This is a genomic window from Arthrobacter sp. NicSoilC5, from assembly GCF_019977395.1.
In the GTDB taxonomy this organism is placed as follows: domain Bacteria; phylum Actinomycetota; class Actinomycetes; order Actinomycetales; family Micrococcaceae; genus Arthrobacter.
The window spans coordinates 2,033,531-2,043,062 of sequence record NZ_AP024660.1; the positions used below are offsets into that span (position 1 = coordinate 2,033,531).

Below are 9,532 nucleotides of genomic sequence, written 5' to 3' on the forward strand. Positions count from 1 at the left end.
CCTTTATGTCCCCCTTCCACCGCCAGGAACGGAGCACCAATGCCGGACAGAACGCTTCCCCACGCCCCCGGGCCAGCCGGTCCCATGCTGGGCCTGCGGCAGAACCTTGCGCAGTTCATGCTGCTGGTTGCCGTCAATGCACTGGTGGGCGGCACCCTGGGCCAGGAACGCACCGTCCTGCCCCTGCTGGCCTCCCAGGAATTCCACCTGGACCTGTACACCGGCGCGCTGACGTACATCCTGGCCTTTGGCCTGTCCAAGGCCGCAATGAACTACTTCGCCGGCACACTCTCAGACCGGTATGGCCGGAAACCGGTCCTCATTGCCGGCTGGCTGGCCGCGGTTCCCGTGCCGCTCATGCTCATCTTCGGCCCGTCCTGGGGCTGGATCGTGGCCGCCAACGTCCTGCTGGGCATCAGCCAGGGGCTCACCTGGTCCACCGCCGTCATCATGAAAATGGACCTGGTGGGCCCCAGGCAGCGTGGGCTGGCCATGGGCTTCAACGAGGCCGCGGGCTACCTTGGCGTGGCCGCCACCGCGCTGGCCACCGGCTACCTGGCCACCTCCTTCGGACTCCGCCCCGCCCCGTTCCTGCTCGGAGCCGCCTACATCGCCCTGGGCCTGGGCCTGACGGTCCTCGCCGTCCGGGAAACCCACCAGCACGCCAAAACCGAGGCCATCCAGCATGCCGGCACCTCCAGCCGCGCCCATGCCGGCCTCACCACCGGCCAGGTGTTCACCCTCACCAGTTTCAAGGACCGCTCCCTCTCGGCAGCCAGCCAGGCGGGGCTGGTGAACAACCTCAACGACGGCCTGGCCTGGGGCCTCTTTCCCGTCCTGTTCGCCGGCGCCGGGCTGGACCTTGGCCAGATCGGCATCCTGGCCGCCGCCTACCCCGCTGCCTGGGGTGCCGCCCAGCTGGTCACCGGTGCCGCCTCCGACCGGTGGGGCCGCAAATGGTTCATCACGGCCGGCATGCTGGTCCAGGCCGTGGCGCTGGGCATCACCGGAACCGCCCACAGCTTCGGGCCCTGGCTCGCCGCCGCCGTCGTGCTGGGCCTCGGCACCGCCCTGGTCTATCCCACCCTGCTGGCCGCCATCGGCGACGTCGCGCACCCGGCCTGGCGGGCGCGCTCCGTGGGGGTGTACCGGTTGTGGCGCGACGGCGGATTCGCCGTGGGTGCCCTGCTCTCCGGTGTCCTCGCCGACCTTTACGGCATCCCCGCCGCCGTTGCCGCCGTCGCGGTCCTCACCGCAGCTTCCGGCGCCGTGGTGGCCATCCGGATGCGCGGCAACGACCACGCGGCGGGATAGCGCACGTCAGCCGGCCGGGGCAATGAACTGCCGGATCTCCGCCGCCATCCGGGTGGACTGCGTCCAGTGCAGGTAGTGGCCGCCTTCAAGGGTTAGGACCCGGTGCCGGGTGACGTTCCTGAGGAGGTCCTCCGCGGCGGCGGCCTTCGTGGCTGCCCGGCCGTCCTTTTCGTCCGCGATGAACGCCAGGACGGGCAGGTCGGCGGGATAGGTGACTCCGCGGAGGGCTGCCGCGTTGTTGCCGATGCGGGCTGTTTCATCGGCCACCGCGGCATTGCCCACGTTCCACAGCATCATGGTGCGCATCCGCTTCAGCTCTTCCTCCGAATAGGCGTTGCCGTCCGGATCGAACAGACCCGGTGCCACCGCGGCTACGTCGCGGACCAGCCCGGTGGCAGCCACCACCTTGACCCAGTTGATGCCGGGCTGCGCCTCCTCCACCGGGTGGTCGCCCGGCTTGGGAATGGTGGCGTCGATGCCCACCACCGCTGAAACTTCCGGGCGGTACCGGTTGGCGTAGTCCAGCAGGTAGAACCCGGCGATGGAGTGGCCGGCCAGGATGTAGGGCTGCCGGACCTGGAGCTTTGACAGGACCTCATGGAGCTCGTTGCTGATGTGCTCGTTGGTGCGGGCGCTGGATTCCATGTCGCTGTAGCCATAGCCGAACCCTTCCACCACCATCACGTCGAAGCCGCTGAGTTCGCGGATCAGCGGCGCGAAGTCAAGGCCGGGTGCGGCGGTTCCCAGTCCGCTGAGCAGGATGATCGGCGGACCCTGCTGCGCGTTTCCGTTGCGGACCACGTTCAGCGAGCCCCCGGCCACCGCGATCCGCTCCCCGTAGGCGGGGGTGGTGGCCTTCTCCTGCGCCTCCAGGGCTGCGTTGGCCACCGCCGAGGCCAGGACCAGCCCCAGGACAACCAGCGCCGCGATCCCCAGCCGGCGGAGCCAGCGCCGCTTCCGCCGCGGTGTCATCCGTGCCGGGCGACGTAGGTGGCCAGCCCGTCCACGGTGGCCACGGCCGGGTAGTCCGCCTCAGGGATGTCCACCCCCGTGGATTCCGCGATGACTTCCACCAGGCGGAGGAAGTCCAGGGAGTCCAGTTCCAGGTCCTGGCGCAGGCGGGCGCCGCCGTCCAGGTCGCCAGGCTCGACGTCGGGCGCTACTTTGCCGAGCGCTGCCTCCACTGCGTGGCGCGCGTCCTGTTCGTTCACGGCTCCTCCTTGAGTACGGGTCCAACAGTCAGGGTCCAACAGTCACAGGTCGCCGGGCTTCTGCAGCAGTTCGTCGATGCGGGCCAGGAACCGGCCGCCGCGCAGCCCGTCGCTCACCCGGTGGTCCGCGGACAGCGTGGCGATGGCCGCGTGCCGGATGCCCAGCATCCCGTTGTGTGCAAAGGGCTGCTCCAAAACCTTGCCGAAGCCCACCATGGCCACCTGCGGCGGGTAGATCACCCCGTACACGCTTTCGACGCCGAGATCGCCCAGGTTGGTCACCGTGAGGGTGGGGTCGGCCATCTCCGCGCGCTGCAGCCGGCCCGCCCGGGCCCGGCCCACCAGGTCGCGCAGCTGGTCCATGAGTTCGTCGAGCGTCAGGGTGTCGGCGTCGTGCAGGGCCGGGGCCACCAGTCCGCCGTGCCGCAACGCCACCGCCACGCCCAGGTGCACCGCGCCGCTGGGCTGGAAAGCGCCCCTGGTGAAGAACCCGTTCATGTCCGGCACCTCCTTGGCCGCGAGCGCGGTGGCCTTCAGCAGCAGGGCGGACGGCACCAGCCGGGAGGAGACCGGCCGCTGCTGGTTGGCGCTCTGCATCCACGCCATCGCGGCCGCCAGATCCAGGGTGGTGGACAGGTAGTAGTGCGGGATCTCCTTCTTGGACCGGGACATCAGCGCGCCGATTGCCTGCCGCAGGGTTTCCGCCTTGCTGCCGGTGTCCTTCCTGCCGCGCCGTGGCGCTTCCTCCGCGGCTTTGTGCGGCGGTTCGGCAACTGGAGCGTCCGACGGCGGTGCTTCCGCCGGTTCCTCCGCCGCACGTTCGCTGGGTGGCCGCCCGCCGGGAATTTCCTCCTTGGGCGCCCGCTCCCGGGGAGGCACCGCGGCAAGCACGTCCTCCTCCGTCACGGCACCACCGGGACCGGTGCCCGCGATGGCCTGCAGGTCGACGCCCAGCTCCGCGGCCAGGCGGCGGGCCAGCGGCGAGGACCGCACCCGGTGGGCTGCGCCTTCTGCCGGCATGTGCGCAGCCTCCGCCGGAGCAGCCCCAGCGGCGGCGCCGGGCGCAGCGGAGGTGCCGGGCGCAGCGGAGGTGCCGGGCGCAGCGGAGGTGCCGGGCGCAGCGGCGGCGCGTTCGACGTCGGCCCGGGTCACCTCGCCGCCGGGGCCGCTCCCGCTGATGCGTCCGACGTCGACCCCCAGCGTGTGCGCCAGGTGCCGCACCGGGGGCGGGGCCTTGGTGCCCGGCTCCGGTTCCGGTGGCGGGACTTTCGCCGCCGGCGGGACCTCTGCCGGGGTGGCGGTGATCCTGGCGATGGGGGTGCCCACGTCCACGGTGTCGCCGATGTCCACCAGGAACTCGGCCACCACGCCTTCCTGGAACGACTCGATGTCCATGACGGTCTTGTCCGTGTCCACGGCCGCCACGAGGTCGCCCTTGTGGACGTAGTCCCCGGGTTTAACCAGCCACTCCACCACCTTGCCGTGCTCCATGTCCGCGCCCAGGGACGGCATCCGGAACTCATCCACCGGCGCCCACGGCCCTTCGTGCGGCGGCCACGACCCGTTCCACCGACGGCAGCGCCGCCTGCTCCAGGTGCTTCGCGTAGGGGACAGGGACCTCCAGGCTGCACACCCGCTCCACGGGGGCGTCCAGGTCGAAAAAGGCCTGTTCACAGATCCGGGCCGCGATCTCGGCGGAGATGCTGCCGCTGCGCCAGCCCTCGTCCACCACCACGGCCCGGTGCGTCCTGGCCACGCTGTCCATGATGGTGTGGGCGTCCAGGGGGCGCAGGGTGCGCAGGTCGATGACATCGGCGTCGATGCCCTCCCCGTCCAGCTGTTGCGCGGCCTCCAGCACCAGGGGCAGTGTTCCGCCGTAGGTGATGAGCGTGATGGCGTCCCCTTCGCGCAGGACCGCTGCCTTGTCGATGCCCACGGCGCCGGCATCGTCGTCGAGCTCCCCCGCGACGTTGTACAGCGAGCCGTGCTCGAAGATCAGCACCGGGTCCGGATCCTGCAGCGCGGTCCACAGCATCCCGCGGCGTCCGCCAGCGTGGCCGGGGCCAGGATGCGCAGCCCCGGGATGTGCGCGTACCAGCCTTCCAGGCTGTGGGAGTGCTGCGCCCCCAGCTGGCGGCCGGCGCCGGTGGTCATCCGGATGACGATGGGCACGTTGAACTGGCCGCCGGACATGTGCAGCAGGGTGGCGGCGTTGTTGATGATCTGGTCCAGCGCCAGCAGGCTGAAGTTGACGGTCATGATTTCGACGACGGGCCGCATCCCGCCCAGCGCCGCGCCGATCCCCGCGCCCACGAAACCGGACTCGGAAAGGGGTGTGTCGCGGATCCGGTCAGGTCCGAATTCCTCCAGCAGGCCCAGGCTCACGGCGAAGCTGCCGCCGTACCGGCCCACGTCCTCGCCCATGAGGAACACCCGTTCGTCGCGCGTCATGGCATCGCGGAGGGCCGCGCGCATGGCTTCCCGGTACGTGGTTTTCATCGTGCAGCCCCGCCTTTCCCTGCTGTAGTGCCCTGCTCCTCCGGGCCCCCGCCGCCTGCGCTGCCGTCGTCCGGCCGGTCGCTGTAGACGAACCGGCTGAGCTCGGACACCGGCTCCGGCGTTCCGTTCTCGGCAAATCCGACGGCGGTGCTGATCTCCGCGTCCACGTCCGCCTGCAGCGCGGCCCAGTCTTTGTCCGGGAGCTGGCCCGCCGCCTGCATTGCGGACTGCAGCAGGCTGATGGGGTCCCGTTCCATCCACCGGGCCACCTCGGATTTTTCCCGGTACAGCTCGGGATCGAACATGGAGTGGGCGCGGAACCGGTACGTGCGCAGCTCCAGGAAATGCGGGCCACCGCCGGACCGCACGGCGTCCACGGCGCGCCGGGCGGCCTCCTCGACGGCGAGCACGTCCATGCCGTCCACCGCCCACGCCGAGATCTCATAGCCGGCGGCTTTGAGGGCGATGTCCGTCTGGGATTCGGAGCGGCCCAGCGCGGTGCCCATGGCGTAGAGGTTGTTTTCGCAGCAGAACAGCACCGGCAGCTGCCACAGGGCGGCCAGGTTCATGCTTTCGTGGAATTCGCCTTCGGCCACGGCGCCTTCGCCGAAGAAGCAGACGGTCACCCGTTGGCGCCCGGCCATCCGGTCCGCGAGGGCCAGGCCGACGGCGAGTGGCAGCCCGCCGGCCACGATCGCGTTTCCGCCGTAGAAGCGGGTGGCGGCATCAAAGAGGTGCATGGAGCCGCCCCGGCCCCGGCAGCAGCCCTCCGCGTGGCCGTACATCTCGGCGAGGATGGCCCCGGCGGAGACGCCGCGCAGCAGGGCGTGCCCGTGTTCGCGGTAGGTGGCCACCACGGCGTCCTCCGGTTCCAGGGCTTCCATCACCCCTGCCGCCACGGCCTCCTCGCCGATATAGACGTGCAGGAAGCCGCGGATCTTGGCGGCACTGTAGAGCTCGATGCATTTTTCCTCGAGCCTGCGTACCCGCAGCATTTGCCGCAGCAGGTGCACGGCGTGCTCCGCGTCCGGGATGCCCCGGCTCCTCAGCGTGGTCATGGCTGGTCCTTCAGAGGTACGGCAGCCCCTGCCGGGGATTCAAGCGTTGAGGTGTCGCCTTCCGGCAGACCGAGCTCGCGGGATTTCAGGAGCCGGCGCAGGATCTTGCCGCTGCGCGTCTTGGGCAGGGTGGTGGTGAAGTCCAGCAGCCTGGGTGCCACGGCGGCGCCCAGCCGTTTCCGCGCGAAGCCGATGATCTCCAGCTGGAGCTCCTCCGTGGGCTCGTTGCCGGGTTTGAGTTCCACGAAGGCCTTGACCACCTCGCCGGCCACGGGGTCCGGCACGCCGATCACGCCGGCTTCGGCCACGGCCGGGTGTTCCATGAGGCAGCTTTCCACCTCGAAGGGGCCGATCAGGTGGCCGGAGGACTTGATGACGTCGTCGCCGCGGCCCACGAACCAGAAGTAGCCGTCGCCGTCGCGCTTTGCCAGGTCGCCGGTGAGGTACCAGCCGCCGGCAAAGCAGCGCCGGTAGCGCTCCTCCTCGTTGAGGTAGCCGCGGAACATGGACGGCCACCCGGGGCGCAGCGCCAGCTCGCCCATGGTGTCCGGCCCGGTGACCAGGACTGCCTGGCCGTCTTTGACGATGGGTTTGCCGTCGGCGTCGCGGGCCACCAGGGCCGCCTCGATGCCGGGCAGCGGCCGGCCCATGGAGCCGGGCCGGATGTTCATGGCCGGGTAGTTGGCGATCATGATCCCGCCGGTTTCGGTCTGCCACCAGTTGTCGTGCACGGGCAGGCCCAGGACGTCCTGGCCCCACACCACGGCCTCCGGGTTCAGCGGCTCCCCCACGCTGGCGATGAAGCGCAGCGCTGACAGGTCATGGCCCGCGGCCCGCCCGGCGCCGGCCTTCATGAGCATCCGCAGCGCCGTGGGCGCGGTGTACCAGACGGTGACGTGCTGCTCGGCGAGGATCCGGTACCAGCGGTCGGCGTCCAGTTCCTCCTCGTCCACGATGGCGGTGACGCCGTGCACCAGCGGGGCGATAATGCCGTAGGACGTGCCGGTCACCCAGCCCGGATCGGCGGTGCACCAGTAGATGTCGTCCGGGTGCAGGTCCAGCGCGAAGCGGCCGGTGGCGTAGTGGGCGGCGACGGCGTCGTGGACGTGGATGGCGCCCTTGGGCGTGCCGGTGGTGCCGCTGGTGAAGTGCAGCAGGGCCATGTCCTCGGGCTGGGTGTCTGCGATCTCCCCGATGGGGTCAGCCTGGGCCAGGAGTTCGGCCAGGTCCAGGGTTTCCGGTTCGGGGCTGCCGTCGGCGTCCACCAGCAGGACGTGGCGGAGGTCGGGCAGGGAGTCCCGGACCGGCGCCACCTTCCTGCGGTACAGCGCCCGGGTGGTCAGCAGTACCCGGCCGGCCCCGAGGTGCAGCCGCTGCCGGACCGGCTCGGGGCCGAAGGCTGAAAAGAGCGGGCAGAAGACGCTGCCGTTTTTGAAGGTGCCCAGCACGGCGGTGTACAGCGCGGGGCTGCGGCCCAGGAGCGAAAAGACCCGGTCGCCGCGCCCCACCCCCAGGCCCTGCAGCACCGCCGCGAACCTGCCGGACCCGTCCGCAAGGCCGCCGTAGGTCAGGGAGCGGGTGCTGCCGTCGGCCATTACGAACCGCAGGGCCTCCTTGGCGCCGCGGCCTTCCGCCACGTGCCGGTCCACGGCCTCGTAGGCGATGTTCAGGCCCCGGCCTCCGGGCAGCCCGGCCAGCGCCTGCCGTGCCTGGTCCCAGCTGAAGTCCCGCCGGGCGGCATCGTAATCCAACAGGTTGGGCCGGACCGGGAAGGCGGCCACGTCCTTGGTGATGGCAGGCCAGCGCGTGGCACCCTCAACTCCGGCGGTCATGGTGCTCCTCTGGTCCATCATGTTCCTTTGGTTGGGGCTAGAACCACGTGGGCTCGGTCTCGAACTCGGGTTCCCCGGCTGGTATTCGTGGTGCAGCGGCCGCAGCGCCTCGGTCCGCGGATGCCAGAAGAGGGCGTCGTAGCGGTCCCCCATCCGGGTGGGCACGTCGTCGGGCGTGGCCAGGGGTGGGCCAGGCCGCGGATCTGGGCGGCTTCCGCCGCGCGTTCCGCCCCCGTTCCTCCCAGCGGCCGGTGCCGGTGTTGCCGGTGGAAGCGTTCATTCCCTGGCCTCCGGCGCGTGCCGCCCCACCGGGGAGGGCAGGAGGTAGTGCCGGAACCAGTCCGCGGCGAGGGTGGCCGCCATGGCAAGGGTGCCGGGTTCCTCGAAGAGGTGTGTGGCGCCCGGGACGATCTCCAGCCGGGTGGGTGCCTGCAGGAGCGCCATGGCCTGCCGGTTGAGGGCCAGCACCTGGGTGTCGGCGCCGCCAACAATCAGGAGGGTGGGGGCTTTTACGGCGGCGAGGCGGGGTCCGGCCAAGTCCGGCCTGCCGCCGCGGGAGACGACGGCGGCAACCTGGGCGCCGGGTTCGGCCGCGGCCCACAGTGCAGCCGCCGCGCCGGTGCTGGCGCCGAAGTAGCCGATCCTGCCCGCGGAGCCATCGTGCCGCGCCTCCAGCCAGTGGGTGGCGGAGGACAGGCGGCGGGCCAGCAGGGCGATATCGAACACGTTGGCCCGGTTGACCTCCTCCTCGGGCGTCAGGAGGTCAAGGAGCAGCGTGCCCAGGCCGGCGCCGTGCAGCACCGAGGCGACGAAGCGGTTGCGGGGGCTGTGCCTGCTGCTGCCGCTGCCGTGGGCAAAGAGGACCGTGCCGTCGCACCGGGCCGGCAGGTAGAGGCTGCCGCGCAGGACCGCCCTTCCGTCAGGGATTTCGACGTCGTCCTCCAGGCTGCCGTCTCCCCGGTAGCCGTCGCCGTGGTGTGCCGGGGCGGCAGCGGCGTCCAGCAGCTGCACCACCTCGCTGTCCTCGGTGGGTGAGAAGTCCCGGTAGTAGTAGCCCACGGCCTGGAAGTCCTGGGGCGAAAGGAGGCAGACGACGTCGTCCGGTTCCTTGAGCTCCACAATGGCGCGGGCGGGGGCAACGGGAACGGCAAGGATGACCCTGGCAGCGCCGAGATGCCGGGCCACCTGGCAGGCCGCGCGGGCGGTGGAACCGGTGGCGATGCCGTCGTCGACAATGACCACCGTGCGCCCGGCAAGGTCGATCCGCCGGCGCCCCTGCCGAAACCTGGCCACCCTGCTTTCCAGCAGGGCGCGTTCCTGGCGCTCCACCTGCTGCAGGTCTTCCTGGGAGACGCGGGCCATGGAGATGGTGCGCGGATCAAGGACGCGGACGTTGCCCTCCCCGATGGCCCCCATGGCCACCTCGGGCTGGAACGGAACCCCCAGTTTCCGCACCACGATCACGTCCAGCGGCGCTTCGAGGGCTTTGGCTACTTCGAACGCCACGGGGACGCCGCCCCTGGGCAGGCCCAGCACCACGACGTCCCGGCCGCGCAGGGAGGCCAGCCGCTTGCCCAGCCGCCGCCCGGCGTCGGACCTGTCATGAAACGAAGCCATC

General features: G+C 70.9%; 7 protein-coding genes and 1 pseudogene. 1 reads left to right on the forward strand and 7 read right to left on the reverse strand.

Annotated features, from left to right (window positions below; genetic code table 11):
* The first annotated feature begins 39 nt into the window (after nucleotides 1-39).
* Nucleotides 40-1,314: an MFS transporter gene (locus LDO22_RS09570; RefSeq protein ID WP_224026922.1), complete on the forward strand. Its 1,275-nt coding sequence runs from the start codon at nucleotides 40-42 to the stop codon at nucleotides 1,312-1,314.
* 6 nt (nucleotides 1,315-1,320) lie between these two features.
* Here the strand turns inward: LDO22_RS09570 and LDO22_RS09575 are convergent, their stop codons facing one another.
* The 7 genes and pseudogenes from LDO22_RS09575 to LDO22_RS09605 all read right to left on the reverse strand — a co-directional run bounded on the left by LDO22_RS09575 (nucleotide 1,321) and on the right by LDO22_RS09605 (nucleotide 9,531).
* The gene (locus tag LDO22_RS09575; protein WP_224026923.1) at nucleotides 1,321-2,286 is read right to left on the reverse strand and encodes an alpha/beta hydrolase; all 966 of its coding nucleotides are present in this window, start codon (nucleotides 2,284-2,286) and stop codon (nucleotides 1,321-1,323) included.
* Nucleotides 2,283-2,525 (reverse strand): acyl carrier protein, encoded by a 243-nt coding sequence (locus LDO22_RS09580; RefSeq protein ID WP_159633252.1) that lies wholly within the window; start codon nucleotides 2,523-2,525, stop codon nucleotides 2,283-2,285. Before LDO22_RS09580 ends, LDO22_RS09575 begins: the two co-directional genes overlap by 4 nt.
* Before the next feature lie 42 nt (nucleotides 2,526-2,567).
* Nucleotides 2,568-4,052 (reverse strand): 2-oxo acid dehydrogenase subunit E2, encoded by a 1,485-nt coding sequence (locus LDO22_RS09585; RefSeq protein WP_224026924.1) that lies wholly within the window; start codon nucleotides 4,050-4,052, stop codon nucleotides 2,568-2,570.
* Nucleotides 4,045-5,024: pseudogene (locus tag LDO22_RS09590) on the reverse strand (alpha-ketoacid dehydrogenase subunit beta). The gene LDO22_RS09585 and the pseudogene LDO22_RS09590 overlap by 8 nt, the downstream one beginning before the upstream one ends.
* Complete coding sequence (gene pdhA / locus LDO22_RS09595) at nucleotides 5,021-6,082, reverse strand: pyruvate dehydrogenase (acetyl-transferring) E1 component subunit alpha (RefSeq protein WP_224026925.1); 1,062 nt, start codon at nucleotides 6,080-6,082, stop codon at nucleotides 5,021-5,023. The pseudogene LDO22_RS09590 and the gene pdhA overlap by 4 nt, the downstream one beginning before the upstream one ends.
* On the reverse strand, nucleotides 6,079-7,932 hold the full coding sequence (gene acsA / locus LDO22_RS09600) for an acetate--CoA ligase (RefSeq protein WP_224027207.1): 1,854 nt from the start codon (nucleotides 7,930-7,932) through the stop codon (nucleotides 6,079-6,081). Before acsA ends, pdhA begins: the two co-directional genes overlap by 4 nt.
* A gap of 258 nt (nucleotides 7,933-8,190) precedes the next feature.
* On the reverse strand, nucleotides 8,191-9,531 hold the full coding sequence (locus LDO22_RS09605) for a phosphoribosyltransferase family protein (protein WP_224026926.1): 1,341 nt from the start codon (nucleotides 9,529-9,531) through the stop codon (nucleotides 8,191-8,193).
* Nucleotide 9,532 lies beyond the last annotated feature (1 nt).

Excerpts from the sequence above, each read along its gene's own strand:
- LDO22_RS09570 (WP_224026922.1), top strand. The coding sequence starts at position 40 with ATGCCGGACAGAACGCTTCCCCACGCCCCCGGGCCAGCCGGTCCCATG.
- LDO22_RS09575 (WP_224026923.1), bottom strand. The coding sequence starts at position 2,286 with ATGACACCGCGGCGGAAGCGGCGCTGGCTCCGCCGGCTGGGGATCGCG.
- pdhA (WP_224026925.1), bottom strand. The coding sequence starts at position 6,082 with ATGACCACGCTGAGGAGCCGGGGCATCCCGGACGCGGAGCACGCCGTG.
- acsA (WP_224027207.1), bottom strand. The coding sequence starts at position 7,932 with ATGGACCAGAGGAGCACCATGACCGCCGGAGTTGAGGGTGCCACGCGC.
- LDO22_RS09605 (WP_224026926.1), bottom strand. The coding sequence starts at position 9,531 with ATGGCTTCGTTTCATGACAGGTCCGACGCCGGGCGGCGGCTGGGCAAG.